Below are 14408 nucleotides of genomic sequence, written 5' to 3' on the forward strand. Positions count from 1 at the left end.
AGTTTTCAGGAAGTTAACCTGCCGCCCTGCGCCCCCACGCGGTCCCCACAAGGACCAGTGCGCCGCCCGCGAGACCCGGCACGCCGAGCCGCTCCCCGCCGAGCGCGATGCCGGCAGCGGCGGCCCACAGCGGCTCGGTGCCGAGCAGCAGGCTGACCCGGGACGGGGAGGTGCGGCGGACGGCCCACATCTGGACGAAGAACGCGAACAGCGTGCACAGCGCGGACAGGAACAGCAGCCCGGCCCACTCCCGCGCGCCGAAGTCCGCCGCCGTCGCCCACGGGGTCGGACCGGTGCCGGCCGACAGCACCGCGAAGACGGCGACCGCGGTGCCGAGTTGGACGGTGGTCAGCGGCAGCGCGTCGGCACCCTGCACCGACCGGATCCGGGACATCGCGAGGACGTGCACGGTGCGGGCGAGGGCGGCGAGCAGCATCAGCAGGTCGCCGGGGGAGGGCCGGGTGAAGCCGCCGCCCTGGGTGAGCAGGAGCACGCCGAGCACCGAGAGGGCCGCCGCGCCGAGGAAGGAGGGCGTGGGCCGGGTGCGGGTGACCGCCGCCTCGGCGAGCGGGGTGAAGATCATGGTGAGGCTGATGATGAGGCCCGCGTTCGTCGCCGAGGTGTGCACCACCCCGTACGTCTCCAGCAGGAAGATCCCGCTCAGGATCAGCCCCAGCAGGGCCGCACCGCGCCACTGGGCGCCCGTCAGGGCACGCAGGGAACGCCGTCCGGCGACGCCCAGCACGGGCAGCACGAGCGCGAACCGCAGCACCAGCACGGCAAGCACCGTGCGGGCGGTGGTGATGTCCTTCGCGGCGAGATAGCTGGCGCCCCAGACCACCGCGACGAGCAGGACGGGCAGGTCGGTGTGCCAGGCGCGGCGGGGCGCGACCGTGGCGCCCGGTACGGCGATCGACGACATGGGGCGGCTTCTCCCGGTCTCCGAGGGGGTGCGGAGACGTCGGCGGCTCGCACAGGGCGCGATCACCGTACCGGCGGTGACGATCTTCGGCCAGGGCTTTCTCCGGGCCCTACGCGTCTTCGGGGAGTGCGTACGACCCGTACTCGGGGGTGCCCAGCAGGTCGTACGACTGGATGGAGACACCGGAGCCGGTGACCCGCCCTCCGGTGTGCCGGAAGCGGGTGGGGACCGCACCCTCCGCGAACAGGCGGCGGCCCGCGCCGAGGACGACCGGGACGGTCAGCAGGTGCAGGGTGTCGATCAGCCGCAGGTCCAGCAGGGAGCGGACCAGGGCTGCGCTGCCGTGGACCTGGAGTTCGCCGTCCGTGCGCTCCTTGAGCGCCGCGACCTCCTTGGCGAGGTCGCCGCTCACCACGGTGGTGCCGGACCAGTCCGGCGCCCGGAGCGTGGCGGAGACGACGTACTTCGGCAGTGCGTTGAGCCTGGACGCGATCGGGTCGGCCGGGTCGGTCACCTTCGGCCAGTGGGACGCGAAGATCTCGTACGTACGACGGCCGAGCAGGAAGGCGCCCACGCCGTCGAAGACCTCGGTGACGAACCGGCCGAAGTCGTCGTCGCCGTACGGAAAACTCCAGCCGCCCTGGTCGAAGCCGCCGCTGGGGTCCTCCTCGGGGCCGCCGGGCGCCTGGTGGACGCCGTCGAGAGTGACGAAGACGGTGGAGACGAGCTTGCCCATGGTGGGTGCCTTCTTCCTGGGGCGGGGTCTGTTGTCATCAGCTCGGACCCCGCCGGCACCCGCAACTCATCGGTCCGCCGTCCGCCGCCTCAGCCCGTGTGCGTCGAGAACAGTCCGCCGGTCGGGCCCTGCTTGTCGCCGCCCTGGGCCTTCTTCAGAGCGTTGGCGAGGCTCTCGATGGTGAGGGACTGCAGGATCACCCGGCCGTTGCCCTCCAGGGTGGCCAGGGAGAGGCCCTCGCCGCCGAAGACCGCGTTCATGACGCCCTGCCGGTTGAGGCCGCCGACGCGCTGGACGCCGTACTGGATGCCCTCCTCGAAGGCGACGACGCAGCCGGTGTCGACCTCGATACGGCCGCCGAAGTCCGCCGGGTTGAGGTCGATGAAGTTGCCCGCGCCGGCGATGATCACCGTGCCGCGCCCGGTGAACTTCTCCAGGACGAAGCCCTCGCCACCGCTCATGCCCGTACGACCGCCCTGGAAGGCGATGCCGAACTCGACGCTGGACTCGGCGGCCACGAAGGCGTCCTTCTCGGCGAACCACGCGCGCGTGCCGTCCAGTTCCAGGGCGCGCATCTCGCCGGGCAGCACGCCCGCGAAGCCGACGGTGCCCTCGCCGCCCTGGGCGGAGAAGTACTGGAACGCCAGCGACTCGCCGGCCAGCATGCGCTGGCCGACCTGCATGGCGGTACCCATGGCCTGGCGCAGCACGCCGCCCATGCCGCCGCCTGAGCCGCTCTGCCGGCCGCCGTTGCCCGAAGGGCCGGACAGCCGCGTCTCCATGGTCACGTTCGTCGTCTTGAACAGGAACTTCCCCGCCTCGCAGTACACGGTCTGGCCGGGGTGCAGGTTGACGACCGCCATCTGCATGGCGTTGCCGACGATCTCTTGCTGAAGGGTCACGCGGGGAGAACGCCGGCGACGGAGCAAATGGTTCCGGCAGTGGCCGGGATGCGGTGTCCGTTCGCCGCCGGTGGACGGGCTGCCGGACCGGTGGGATGGACGCATGAAGACGAAGACGACGCAGACATACGGATCTCTCGAAGGCAAGGCGGCCCTGGTGACCGGGGGCAGCCGGGGCATCGGCGCGGCAGTCGCCCTGCGGCTCGCGCGCGCGGGTGCGGACGTGGCGGTGACCTACGTGCACGGCAAGGAGGCGGCCGAGGGCGTCGTGCGGGCCGTGGAGTCGCTGGGGCGCCGGGCGGTGGCCCTGCGCGCCGACTCGGCGGATCCGCGGGAGGCGGCGGGCGCGGTGGAGCGTACGGCGCAGACGTACGGCGGGCTCGACGTGCTGGTGAACAACGTGGGCGTGGGACTGCTGGGGCCGCTGCCGACGCTCGCTGCGGAGGACGTCGACCGGGTGCTCGCGGTGAACGTGCGCGGGGTCTTCCTGGCGTCCCAGGCGGCGGCCGCGCGGATGCCGGCCGGCGGGCGGATCGTCACGATCGGTACGTGCATGACGCAGCGGGTGCCGGGGCCGGGCGGGACGCTGTACGCGATGAGCAAGGCGGCGCTGGTGGGGCTGACGAAGGCGCTCGCGCGGGAGGTCGGGGAGCGTGGGATCACCGCGAACATCGTCCATCCCGGGCCGACGGACACGGACATGAACCCGGCGGACGGACCGTACGCGTCGGAGCAGGCGGCGATGACGGCGCTGGGTCGGTTCGGTACGGCCGAGGAGGTGGCGTCCATGGTGGCGTACCTGGCGGGGCCGGAGGCTGTGTACGTCACGGGCGCGGAGTTCGCCGTGGACGGCGGGTACGCCGCCTGAGCGTCACGGGCCAGGCCCGCCCTGCAAGGACACGTGGGACGCACCGGTGCTGTCCAGGCCGGTGCGTCCCACGCGCGCGTGGGGGTGATTCAGCCGCCCAGCTCCTGGTGGCGGCCGGCCAGGGTGGTTGCGCCCTGGTCCGTCAGGGAGCCGTACAGGCGCAGGCGGGAGATGCCGCCGTCGGGGAAGATGTCCACGCGCGCGTGCGTGCCGACGGCCGGAGTCGGGAGGACGAAGCGGTGGTCGGTGTCGGGCTGGAGGCGGGTGCGCGGGAGGATCTCCACCCAGTCGCCGGCCTCGCCGTCCTTGACGGAGACGGACGCCCAGCCCGCGCTGTTGCCCTTCAGATAGGCCGTGTCGATCTCGATCGCGCGGATCTGGGACTGCGCGGCCAGCCGGTAGCTGATCCAGTCGTTGCCCTGGTCGCGGCGGCGACGGGTCTCCCAGCCGTCGTCCATCTTGCGGGAGCGGCCCGGCTGGATGGTGTTGGTGGCCGGGGAGTAGAAGAGGTTGGAGGCGTCCAGGACCTGGCCGCCGTTCTCCAGGGCGACCACGTCGAAGGTGCCGAGGACCGACAGCCACTCGGGGTCGGGTACGACCTCGCCGTACACGCGCAGGCGCGCGATGCCGCCGTCGGGGTGCTGGTTGACGCGCAGGTGCGTGAAGCGCTGCTCGACCAGGACCTCGAAGCCGTTGGCCGCGTGGCCGCCGACCGGCGTGCGCGGGACCAGCGTCGTCCACTTCACGTCGTCGCCCAGCAGCTCCTCCGGGGACGGGGAGCCCGGCACCGACGCGCCCTCGACCGACACCGCCTGCGGGTAGTTGCCGCGGAAGTGGGCGGTGTCGACCACGATCCCGCGGATCACGCCGGGCGCACCGAGGCGGACCAGCGCCCAGTCGTGGTCCTCGGCCGTCGGCCACGGGTGCTCGGCGGAGGCGCCGCGCCTGCGGCGGGTCTCCCAGCCGTCCATGATCTTGCCCTTGTGGCCGAAGTGCTCGGGGTCGAACTCGGCCGGCTCGGGCACCAGCAGGTTCTCCCGCTGGGCGAAGAACTCGTCGTTGGCGGCGATGACTCCGGCGCCGAGCTGCCGGTCGGCGAGGTTGGCGTACTGGGTGAACGGGAAGTCGGCGGTGCGGTAGTCCGCGTACGGGTCGCCTCCTCCGTAGGGGTTCGCGTCGCCTGTGAAGCTGGGTGTCGCCGTCACGGTGATCAGGGGTTCCTTTCGGGAGTCGGCGGGGTGCGGGTGCACAGGGTGGCTCACTGGGGGCGGCCGAGCAGGGTGCCCTTGGGGTCGCCGAACTCGCCGGCCGCGACGATGCACTCGCCGCGCAGCCAGGTGGACTTCACGACGCCGTACAGGGTCTTGCCGGCGTACGCGGTGACCCGGTTGCGGTGCTGGAGGCCGGCCGGGTCGACGGTGAAGGTCTCGTCGGGGGCGAGGACGGCGAAGTCGGCGTCGCGGCCGGCCTCGATGGCCCCCTTGTCGTGCAGGCCGGCCAGGGCGGCCGTCTGCGTGGACATCCAGCGGACCACGTCCTCCAGGCCGTGGCCGCGCCTGCGGGCCTCGGTCCACACGGCCGACAGGCTGAGCTGGAGGCCGGAGATGCCGCCCCAGGCGGTGGCGAAGTCGTCGGTCTTCAGGTCGGCCGTGGAGGGCGAGTGGTCGGTGACGACGCAGTCGATCGTGCCGTCGGCCAGCGCCTGCCACAGCAGGTCCTGGTTGGCCGCCTCGCGGATGGGCGGGCAGCACTTGAACTCGCTGGCGCCGTCGGGGACTTCCTCGGCGGTCAGGGTGAGGTAGTGCGGGCAGGTCTCCACGGTGACGCGGACGCCGTCGGCACGGGCGGCGGCGATGAGCGGCAGCGCGTCGCTGGAGGACAGGTGCAGGATGTGCACGCGCGCGTTCAGGCGCCTGGCCTGGGCGATGAGGTTCGCGATAGCCGTGTCCTCGGCGTCGCGCGGCCGGGAGGCGAGGAAGTCGGCGTACTTGGGGCCGCCGTGCTGAGGGGCGGCGGCCAGGTGGTGCGGGTCCTCGGCGTGCACGATCAGCAGGCCGTCGAAGCCGGCGATCTCCGCCAGGGAACGGGCGAGCTGCTCCTGGTCGAGGTGCGGGAACTCGTCCACGCCCGACGGCGACAGGAACGCCTTGAAGCCGAAGACCCCGGCATCGTGCAGGGGGCGCAGGTCCTTGACGTTGTCGGGGAGGGCGCCGCCCCAGAATCCGACGTCGATGTGCGCCTTGTCGGCGGCCACCGTCCGCTTCACCCGCAGGTTCTCGACCGTGGTGGTCGGCGGGAGGGAGTTGAGGGGCATGTCGACGAGCGTGGTGATGCCGCCGGCCGCCGCCGCGCGCGTGGCGGTCCAGAAGCCTTCCCACTCGGTGCGGCCCGGGTCGTTGACGTGCACGTGGGTGTCGACCAGACCGGGCAGCAGGACGTGGTCGCCGAAGTCCTGCAGGCGTGCCGAAGCCGGGACCTCGGCGTCGTACGGCAGTACGGCCGTGATCTTGCCGGCGGACACGGTGACCGTGGCGGCCCGCGTCCCTTCCGGAGTGATGACACGCGTCGAGCGCAGCACCAGTTCAGCGTCGGACACCCGAACCTCTCTCTCTGCCGCCGTTTTACTTCCAGGAAACGGGATTTACATCCACGTAACGGAATTCAACGTTCTGTTGAAGGAGTCTTCACTCCCACCACCCCGCCGTCAAGAGGCACACTTCTGGGCGACACCGCACGAGTGCCCACTCTGGACGTTTCCACAAAGCGGAATTACAATTCCGGCAAGCAGAACGTAGCTACGTACAATCAGGGAGTCAACCGACCGCCGGGTAGGCTTCTGCCCTTCTTGCCAGCCCCGAAAGGAACGCGCCGTGCCGACGTCCAGCGCCAGCACCACCGACTCCGCGAAATCCTCCGCCAGCGGCGGGGTCCAGTCCCTGGAGCGTGCCTTCGATCTGCTCGAGCGGATGGCGGACGCGGGCGGCGAGGTCGGCCTGAGCGAGCTGTCCGCGACCACCGGACTGCCGCTGCCCACCATCCACCGGCTGATGCGCACTCTGGTGGCCTGCGGCTACGTACGCCAGCAGCCGAACCGCCGGTACGCGCTCGGCCCGCGGCTGATCCGCCTGGGCGAGTCCGCCTCCCGGCTGCTCGGCACCTGGGCGCGACCGTACCTGGCGCGGCTGGTCGAGGAGACCGGCGAGACGGCGAACATGGCACTGCTGGACGGCGACGAGATCGTGTACGTGGCGCAGGTGCCGTCGAAGCACTCGATGCGGATGTTCACCGAAGTGGGCCGGCGGGTGCTGCCGCACTCGACGGGTGTGGGGAAGGCGCTGCTGGCTTCCGTGCCCGACGAGGAGGTGCGCGCACTCCTTGCGCGCACGGGTATGCCGGCCGCGACGGAGAAGACCATCACCACGCCGGACGGGTTCCTGGCGGCACTGGAGGATGTGCGTCGACTGGGATACGCCGTGGACGACAACGAGCAGGAGATCGGGGTGCGGTGCCTCGCGGTGTCGGTGCCGGACTCCCCCACGGCGGCTGCGATCTCGATCTCCGGGCCTGCGGGGCGGGTGACCGAGGCGGCGACGGACAAGATCGTGCCGGTACTGCAGGGGATCGCCGTTGAGCTTTCTCAGACGCTGGCGAGTTCTGGCGCCTGAGACCGGTGGCTTGTCGCGCCGTTCCCCGCGTCCCCTGAGGTCGCGCCCTCGAGGCAAGGACACGCGCCCGGCGCTCTCAGGACCTCGGTGGTTCCCCGAACAGGTCCACCGCCTCCCTGACCCCCGACAGCCCCCGCGCCAGCGCGCTGACCGAGCCGATCGCGCCCGCGATCAGTAACAGGGACCTGCGCAGACGCGGGATCTCCGGCATGCCTCCGGCGGTCATCGCGGCCAGGGTCGCCAGTTCGTCCTCGGCTATGTCCCGGTCGGGGAAGTCCGACGGAAGCGCGGCGAGTTCGCGGCGCAGCCGCGAGACCGCGGTCCGCAGGTCCGCCACTCTCTGGTCCTCGTCGCTGCCGGTCACCGGCCTCTGCCCCAAGCTCCGCAACACAGCCCTCCCCCCTCGCAACCCCGTCGTGCGCGGGCCAGTAAACGCCACCCCGTCCGGCGGCGCCACAGCGCGGACCGAAATTCAGCCCAAGGGAACCGGCCGCCGCGGCCCGCGTCGGGTATGCAGGACGCATGACGGACAAGCGGGACGATCGCGAGGAGATCGCCGGGCTGCTGCTCGCGGCCGGCGGCGGCAGACGGCTCGGCGGGCGACCCAAGGCACTGCTGGAACACCGGGGGCGCCCCCTGGTCGAGCACGCGGTCGCGGTGCTGCGCGCGGCCGGATGCGGCCGGATCCATGTCGTCCTCGGCGCAGGGGCGGACGACGTCCGGGAGCGGGCCGAGCTGACCGGCTGCGTGCTGGTCGACAATCCCGACTGGGCCGAGGGCATGGGTTCCTCCCTGCGCGCCGGGCTCGGCTCGCTCGCCGGCACGGGCGTACGCGCGACCCTGGTGAGCCTGGTCGACCAGCCCGGCATCGGGCCCGAAGCGGCCGCCCGGGTGCTGCGCGCGTACGAGGGCGAGGGCTCGCTCGCCTCGGCCGCCTACGACGGCGAGCGGGGGCATCCGGTCCTGTTCGGTGCGGCCCACTGGGCGGGCATCGCGGCGACCGCCACCGGTGACCGCGGGGCGCGCGCCTACCTGAAGGAACACGCGGCGGAGGTCATGCTCGTGGAGTGCGCGGACGTGGCCGAGCCCTATGACATCGACACCGAGGCCGACCTGAGCCACCTTGAGTGAACGGGGTGGCACCGAGCGCCACCTTGCCTCGACTCAGAGAATCTCGACATCAACAAACCATTGAAGTTCCACAATGAGGAAACTACTATCCACTGCTCAGAAGCGTCCGACCGCACAGTGGGCGCTCCCTGTCCCATTCGTGCCACTTGGCACCCGGTGCCACCGCTGAAGGAAGTGACAGCTCATGTCCGCACCAGCGCCGTCCCCGCTGGCCATCGTCGACGCCGAGCCCCTGCCCCGGCAGGAGGAGGTCCTCACCGACGCGGCGCTCGCCTTCGTGGCGGAGCTGCACCAGCGGTTCACCCCGCGCCGTGACGAACTCCTCGCCCGCCGTGCGGAGCGCCGCGCCGAGATCGCCCGCACCTCCACGCTGGACTTCCTCCCGGAGACGGCCGCCGTCCGCGTGGACGACTCCTGGAAGGTCGCCCCGGCCCCGGCCGCGCTGAACGACCGGCGCGTCGAGATCACCGGCCCCACCGACCGCAAGATGACCATCAACGCGCTCAACTCGGGTGCGAAGGTCTGGCTCGCCGACTTCGAGGACGCCTCCGCGCCCACCTGGGAGAACGTGGTCCTCGGCCAGATCAACCTGGTCGACGCCTACACCCGGAACATCGACTTCACCGACCCGCGGTCCGGGAAGTCGTACGCGCTGCGCCCGAACGAGGAGCTGGCCACGGTCGTCATGCGCCCGCGCGGCTGGCACCTGAACGAGCGCCACCTCGTCGACGCCGACGGCACTCCGGTCCCCGGCGCCTTCGTCGACTTCGGCCTGTACTTCTTCCACAACGCCCAGCGCCTGCTGGACCTCGGCAAGGGCCCGTACTTCTACCTGCCCAAGACCGAGTCGCACCTCGAGGCCCGCCTGTGGAACGAGGTGTTCGTCTTCGCGCAGGACTACCTCGGCATCCCGCAGGGCACCGTCCGGGCGACCGTGCTGATCGAGACGATCACGGCGGCGTACGAGATGGAGGAGATCCTCTACGAACTGCGCGACCACGCCGCCGGACTGAACGCCGGCCGCTGGGACTACCTGTTCTCCATCGTCAAGAACTTCCGTGACGGTGGCGCCAGGTTCGTCCTGCCCGACCGCAACGCGGTGACGATGACCGCCCCGTTCATGCGGGCGTACACCGAACTCCTCGTCCGCACCTGCCACAAGCGCGGCGCGCACGCGATCGGCGGCATGGCGGCGTTCATCCCGTCCCGGCGCGACGAAGAGGTCAACAAGGTCGCCTTCGAGAAGGTCAAGGCGGACAAGGACCGCGAGGCGAACGACGGTTTCGACGGCTCCTGGGTCGCCCACCCGGACCTGGTCCCGATCGCCATGGAGTCCTTCGACCGGGTCCTCGGCGACAAGCCGAACCAGAAGGACCGCCTGCGCGAGGACGTCCACGTCGAGGCGGCCGACCTCATCGCCGTCGACTCGCTGAAGGCGAAGCCGACGTACCTCGGTCTCGTCAACGCCGTCCAGGTCGGCATCCGTTACATCGAGGCCTGGCTGCGCGGCCTCGGCGCGGTCGCCATCTTCAACCTGATGGAGGACGCGGCCACCGCCGAGATCTCCCGCTCCCAGATCTGGCAGTGGATCAACGCGGGCGTCGAGTTCGAGAACGGCGACCGGGCCACGCCGGAGCTGGCCCGCAAGGTCGCCGCCGAGGAACTGGACGCCATCCGCAAGGAGATCGGCGAGCAGGCCTTCGCGGCCGGCCACTGGCAGGAGGCCCACGACCTGCTGCTCCAGGTCTCCCTCGACGACAACTACGCCGACTTCCTGACCCTGCCGGCGTACGAGCAGCTCAAGGGCTGAGTCTCACGGGGATCCTTCCGAGTGGCCCAGGGACCTTCCCGGGGCCACTCGGTCGCGTACGGCCCGCTTCACCGCCGTGGGCTCCGGGAAGCCGTGTTCGCGGCGGTCCCACACGATCTCGTCGTTCACGCGGACGACGAAGACGCCGCCGGTGCCGGGTTTGAGCGACAGCTCGGTCAGCTCGGTCTCGAAGGTGGTGAGCAGCTCCTGCGCCAGCCAGGCCGCGCGGGGCAGCCAGCGGCACTGGGTGCAGTACTCGATCTGTACGCGCTGGGTCATCCGAAGTGCACCGTCCCGTCCTGTTCCGCCGCCGGCCTGCCGTGCAGGTCGGGGACCCACTTCAGCCAGCCCGGGCGGCCCTGTCTGGTCCTCGCCGCGCGAGCGGCCTCCTCGGCCGCGAGTTCCTCGCGGCTCGGGAAGTCGGTGGGCAGCCACTGACCCGACAGCCGTACGCGCGCGAGGAGGTGGTCGACGTAGGCGGCGCGCACGTCGTCGGGCGTGGCGAAACCGGCGTCCTCGGCCAGCCAGGCGTCCGGCACCTCGGCGACGACGGCCCGCAGCAGCTCCTCGGTGACCCGGGGGGCCAGGTCGGCGTCGGCGGCCCGGACGTCGGGGGCGTAGTGCCCGAGGGCGTGGTGGCGGAAGTCGTACTTCTTGCCGGGGGTCGTGGTGTCCCAGCGGTGGTGGAAGACGAGGGCGGCGCCGTGGTCGATGAGCCACAGGCGCGGCGCCACGGTGCCGGACGTCGGCCAGATCATGAGGTTGGAGCTGTGGACCGTACGGTCCACGTTGACGGTCAGGGCGTCCAGCCAGACGATCCTGCCCGCCTCCAGAGGGTCCACGGGGAAGAACTCGGCGATCTCGGGGGTGAAGTCCTTCGCGCCCGGCAGGTGGTCCATGCCGAGGTTGACGCCCGCGCTGGCGCCGTGCAGCTCGCGCACCTCCTGGTGCGGCTCGTCCGCGGCGATGGCCGGGTCGAAGTGGACCAGGACAAGCTCGGGGAAGCGCAGTCCGAGCGCGCGGGCGAGTTCGCCGACGATCACCTCGGCGACCAGCGCCTTGTGGCCCTGTGCCGAGCCGGTGAACTTCACGACGTACGTGCCGAGGTCGTCGGCCTCGACGACCGCGGGCACGGAACCGCCGGACCTCAGGGGGGTCACGTATCGAACGGCAGTCACATCGCGCAGCACACCGGCCAGCGTAAAGCAGGTCAGCCGGTGGCCAGGGGGTTGGGCAGCGGGAGGTAGCGGGCGGCGGCGCCGTCCGCTCCCGTCCAGCGCAGCAGCAGGTTGGTCTTGCCGGGCAGGGTGGGCGCGGCGAGCAGGGCGGGGATCTCGGGCAGGTCGTGGCGGGCGAGTTCGCGGCGGACGGCGGGCCAGGGGTCGAGGCGGGGGTGGTGCTCGGCGAGGGCCGCGGCGATCTCGCCGAGGTGGTTGACGACCAGGCAGTACACCAGCCGCTCCCAGCCGGTCGCGCGGGAGACGTCCGGCAGCACCTTGACACCCTCGGCGTCCCGGAACAGTGCCTGCACGGGCATGCCCGCCGCGTCCACGGCGACCAGCGTGTTCTGCAGATGCGCTTCGAGAACGACCCCGTGGTCGCCGAACGCCGTGAGGGCGGGCGGGACCACCTGCCGCAGATACGCCTCCCACCAGGCCTGCGGATCGGACCCGGCGGCCGGCGGGCTGTCCTCGAAGCCCTCCGCGAGCCCGGCCGCGAGCAGCGGGGTGGCACCCGGCAGGAGGTGGCCGCGCAGCCCGTCCCGCACGAGCACGGCCAGTTCCTCGAAGGCGAAGGCGGCGGTGCGGTAGCCGCGGTCGCTCAGCCAGGCCGCGGGCGTGCCCATGGCGGCGAACGCTCCGGTGGCGAACGCGTCGGTGCGGCGCAGCTTCAGCAGGTCGTGGCGCCACAGCCGGCGGATGTCGTTGGTGATGCGCACATCCAGGCTGAACTTCAGGAACAGGTCCCGCCGGGGCTCGTACACCGTACGGATCGCCGCGGTCGGCCAGGCGTCGAAGGCGGTGGTGCCGAGCCGCAGCAGGCGGCCGTCGGTGAAGGCCGGGGCGAGATCGCGGGCGACGAGGTCGAGCTGCCAGGGGTGGGCGGGCAGCAGCCGGTAGCCGGGCGGGGCCGTCCCCAGGGCGTCCAGGGCGCGGGTGTCGCCCTCCTCGGCCACCTGGTCCTCGCGGACGCCGAGCAGCACCAGCGGGAAGTGCGCGTGGGCCTCGGGGGCGTACGGCATCCAGGCGGCGGCCGGGCCGCCGCCGCGTGCCTTCGGTGCCGGGTGGTAGGGGTGTCCGGTGATCAGGGACTGCTCGGAGCGCAGGTACGGGTCCTCGGGCGCCGTCGCCCGGGCGCGGGCGGCGAGCAGGGCCGCGACCGTGTCCCGGCTGTCGATCATCTCCGCGGACAGGTCGCCGTCGGACAGCCCGGTGTGCCGGCGCAGCTCCTCGGCGACCAGTTTCACCAGCTCGGCGTGGCTCAGGCGGTGCCAGGCGCCGGCGCTGTGCACCTCGGGGTCGGCGGGCCGCCGGCCAGGGCGCACCCGCAGCAGGCGGCCGGTGCCGGGCAGCCGGTGGACCGGCCGTTCCCCGGGGTCCGGGACCGGCTCGGCGACCTCCCGCAGCAGGCAGTTGAGCAGGGGGGCGGCCGCGTACGCGTCGGCGCGCTGTCCGACGGTGCCGGCGGGAGGCTTGAGGTCCACGCGATCCATTCGTTCTTCGTCCTGGGCCCGGGTGATCAGTATGTCTGTCGTCCCTGACAATCGTGCCTCGTGAAGCCCGTACCCGAGGAGCCGACCGTGTACCACTCCCGCACCGCCGAGGCCGAGGTGGCCGAGGAATTGACCGCCGTCCGGCCGGACCTGCTGCCCCGGTACACGGCCGAGCTGCCGGGCGCCCGTGCAGCGGTGCTGACGCGCCTGTGGCGGGCGTTCGCCCACGAGCCCCTGCCGTGGGTCACCGGCCGGATACGCGGGGCGCACAGCCTCGCCCTGCGGCTGGCCGACGGCCGGACGCTGTACGGCCCGCACGCCGACCCCTACGCGACCGGCGCGTACGTCACCGCCGTCCGCCTGGACCAGGAGCGCCACGACGATCCGGCCCGGCTGATGACGGACCTCGCGGTGCCGCACGCGGCGGGCTTCGCGGGGGAACTCGGGCACAGCGTGGCGTCGTTGGCGCTGTCGCGGGCCGACGCGGATCATCCGAAGGAGTGGCCCGACAGCGACTGGGAGTGGGAACAGCGGGTGGTGGACGGTCACCCCTTCCACCCCAACTGCCGTTCCCGGCCCGGTTTCTCGGTGGCGGACCAGCTGGCGTACGGGCCGGAGCACCGGCCGGTGGTCACGCTGGGCACGGTCGCCGTACGGGACGCCGAGTGCCTGGTGTCCGGGGACTGGCCGGAGGAACTGCGGGACGGCCACGACCTGTGGCTGCCGGTGCACCCCTGGCAGGCGGCCCATGTGCTCGAGCGGTCGTCCACCCCCTGGCGCCCGGCGCACCCGCTGCTGTCCCTGCGCACCCTCGCCCTGCCCGGCGGTCCGCACGTCAAGACCGCGCTGAGCGCCCGGCTGACCTCCTCGGTGCGGGACATCTCCACGTACTCGGTCGAGGCGGCGGCGACCCTGTCCTCGTTCGCCGCGGACCTCGCCACGCGCACCGACGGGCTGCTGCACATCACCCGCACGCTGGGCGCGGTCACCGCCCGCTCCCCCGATCTGGCCGCGCTGCTGCGGGAGTCGCCCGAGGTGTACGCGGGCCCGGGCGAGCGGGTGGTGCCGGTGGCGGCGCTCCCCGCCACCGGCCTGGCGGACTCCGCCGCCTGGCTGGCCGCCTTCGCCCGCCTCGCCCTCACGGCCGGTCTGCGCCTGCTGGACCTCGGCGTGGCCCTGGAGGCCCACGGCCAGAACCTCCTCGTGATCCTCGCGGCCGACCACACCCCCGTCCGCCTCGTCTACCGCGACCTCGCCGACATCCGCATCAGCCCCGCCCGTCTGACCCGCCACGGCATCACCCCGCCCGCCCTGACGGGCCGCCTGATCACGGACGACGTGACGACCCTGCGCCGCAAGCTGTTCGGCTCCCTGGTGGCAGGGGCACTCGCGGGCACGGCGGGCTCGGGCCGGGCGCTGGGCGCGGCCCTGGAGACGGCCGTACGGGATCTGCCGGGCACGGCCGACCTGACGGCCCTGCGTGAGGGGCCGGTGCCCGCGAAGGCGTTGACGCTGATGCGGTTGTCCCCCGGGCATGCCGGGGACATCTGGTCCACCCTGCCCAACCCACGCATGTCATCGGACTGATTTCGCGTCATATTCTTTGTCCGGACGATGCGTTGGCCTCCCCTTCACCGTCCGGCGGTGTACCTCTGTGGAGT

At 72.2% G+C, this 14408-nt stretch carries 14 protein-coding genes; 5 read left to right on the forward strand and 9 right to left on the reverse strand.

The features are described from left to right. Positions 1-13 precede the first annotated feature (13 nt). The 3 genes from ABZ471_RS00985 to ABZ471_RS00995 all read right to left on the reverse strand — a co-directional run bounded on the left by ABZ471_RS00985 (position 14) and on the right by ABZ471_RS00995 (position 2560). Entirely contained in the window at positions 14-922 is a 909-nt protein-coding gene (locus ABZ471_RS00985; RefSeq protein ID WP_359060963.1) for a DMT family transporter, read from the reverse strand. Positions 923-1031: 109 nt separating this feature from the next. Continuing rightward, positions 1032-1658: a dihydrofolate reductase family protein gene (locus tag ABZ471_RS00990; protein ID WP_359060965.1), complete on the reverse strand. Its 627-nt coding sequence runs from the start codon at positions 1656-1658 to the stop codon at positions 1032-1034. An 89-nt stretch (positions 1659-1747) separates the two neighbouring features. Next, entirely contained in the window at positions 1748-2560 is an 813-nt protein-coding gene (locus tag ABZ471_RS00995; RefSeq protein WP_359060967.1) for an AIM24 family protein, read from the reverse strand. 103 nt (positions 2561-2663) lie between these two features. Between ABZ471_RS00995 and ABZ471_RS01000 the strand changes: the two genes are divergently transcribed. Continuing rightward, positions 2664-3428, forward strand: a complete 765-nt coding sequence (locus tag ABZ471_RS01000; protein WP_359060969.1) for an SDR family oxidoreductase — start codon at positions 2664-2666, stop codon at positions 3426-3428. Between the two features lie 89 nt (positions 3429-3517). Here the strand turns inward: ABZ471_RS01000 and alc are convergent, their stop codons facing one another. Both alc and allB read right to left on the reverse strand, forming a co-directional pair. Then, positions 3518-4633 carry an allantoicase gene (alc, locus tag ABZ471_RS01005; RefSeq protein WP_359060971.1) on the reverse strand — a complete coding sequence of 372 codons (1116 nt, stop codon included), beginning with the start codon at positions 4631-4633 and terminating at the stop codon, positions 3518-3520. Positions 4634-4686: 53 nt separating this feature from the next. Next, on the reverse strand, positions 4687-6024 hold the full coding sequence (gene allB, locus ABZ471_RS01010) for an allantoinase AllB (protein ID WP_359060973.1): 1338 nt from the start codon (positions 6022-6024) through the stop codon (positions 4687-4689). 274 nt (positions 6025-6298) lie between these two features. Between allB and ABZ471_RS01015 the strand changes: the two genes are divergently transcribed. Continuing rightward, positions 6299-7093, forward strand: a complete 795-nt coding sequence (locus ABZ471_RS01015) for an IclR family transcriptional regulator (RefSeq protein ID WP_359060975.1) — start codon at positions 6299-6301, stop codon at positions 7091-7093. A gap of 76 nt (positions 7094-7169) precedes the next feature. On the opposite strand, the gene ABZ471_RS01020 is transcribed toward ABZ471_RS01015, so the two are convergent. Beyond that, positions 7170-7484, reverse strand: coding sequence for a DUF5955 family protein (locus ABZ471_RS01020; RefSeq protein ID WP_359060977.1), 315 nt, complete (start codon positions 7482-7484; stop codon positions 7170-7172). 131 nt (positions 7485-7615) lie between these two features. Between ABZ471_RS01020 and ABZ471_RS01025 the strand changes: the two genes are divergently transcribed. Both ABZ471_RS01025 and aceB read left to right on the forward strand, forming a co-directional pair. Then, on the forward strand, positions 7616-8224 hold the full coding sequence (locus ABZ471_RS01025; RefSeq protein ID WP_359060979.1) for a nucleotidyltransferase family protein: 609 nt from the start codon (positions 7616-7618) through the stop codon (positions 8222-8224). A gap of 184 nt (positions 8225-8408) precedes the next feature. Then, on the forward strand, positions 8409-10034 hold the full coding sequence (gene aceB, locus ABZ471_RS01030; protein WP_359060981.1) for a malate synthase A: 1626 nt from the start codon (positions 8409-8411) through the stop codon (positions 10032-10034). A gap of 3 nt (positions 10035-10037) precedes the next feature. On the opposite strand, the gene ABZ471_RS01035 is transcribed toward aceB, so the two are convergent. From ABZ471_RS01035 to ABZ471_RS01045, 3 genes are read right to left on the reverse strand one after another with little or no spacing between them, the layout of a single operon-like run. After that, entirely contained in the window at positions 10038-10313 is a 276-nt protein-coding gene (locus ABZ471_RS01035; protein ID WP_359060983.1) for a SelT/SelW/SelH family protein, read from the reverse strand. Beyond that, a complete protein-coding gene (locus ABZ471_RS01040; RefSeq protein WP_359060985.1) occupies positions 10310-11224 on the reverse strand; it encodes a HipA family kinase in 915 nt (304 codons plus the stop codon). The genes ABZ471_RS01035 and ABZ471_RS01040 overlap by 4 nt, the downstream gene beginning before the upstream one ends. 20 nt (positions 11225-11244) lie before the next feature. Then, complete coding sequence (locus ABZ471_RS01045; protein WP_359060987.1) at positions 11245-12747, reverse strand: IucA/IucC family protein; 1503 nt, start codon at positions 12745-12747, stop codon at positions 11245-11247. A gap of 87 nt (positions 12748-12834) precedes the next feature. On the opposite strand from ABZ471_RS01045, the gene ABZ471_RS01050 reads away from it, so the two are divergent. Then, complete coding sequence (locus ABZ471_RS01050; RefSeq protein WP_359061278.1) at positions 12835-14334, forward strand: IucA/IucC family protein; 1500 nt, start codon at positions 12835-12837, stop codon at positions 14332-14334. The last annotated feature ends 74 nt before the right edge of the window (positions 14335-14408 follow it).

Origin of the sequence: Streptomyces sp. NPDC005728 (assembly GCF_040630895.1) — a bacterium.
Taxonomy (GTDB): Bacteria; Actinomycetota; Actinomycetes; order Streptomycetales; family Streptomycetaceae; genus Streptomyces.

Bases quoted from the DNA above. Each gene is read 5' to 3' on its own strand.
- ABZ471_RS00985 (WP_359060963.1), bottom strand. From the start codon at position 922: ATGTCGTCGATCGCCGTACCGGGCGCCACGGTCGCGCCCCGCCGCGCC.
- ABZ471_RS00990 (WP_359060965.1), bottom strand. From the start codon at position 1,658: ATGGGCAAGCTCGTCTCCACCGTCTTCGTCACTCTCGACGGCGTCCAC.
- ABZ471_RS01000 (WP_359060969.1), top strand. From the start codon at position 2,664: ATGAAGACGAAGACGACGCAGACATACGGATCTCTCGAAGGCAAGGCG.
- ABZ471_RS01025 (WP_359060979.1), top strand. From the start codon at position 7,616: ATGACGGACAAGCGGGACGATCGCGAGGAGATCGCCGGGCTGCTGCTC.
- aceB (WP_359060981.1), top strand. From the start codon at position 8,409: ATGTCCGCACCAGCGCCGTCCCCGCTGGCCATCGTCGACGCCGAGCCC.
- ABZ471_RS01035 (WP_359060983.1), bottom strand. From the start codon at position 10,313: ATGACCCAGCGCGTACAGATCGAGTACTGCACCCAGTGCCGCTGGCTG.
- ABZ471_RS01045 (WP_359060987.1), bottom strand. From the start codon at position 12,747: ATGGATCGCGTGGACCTCAAGCCTCCCGCCGGCACCGTCGGACAGCGC.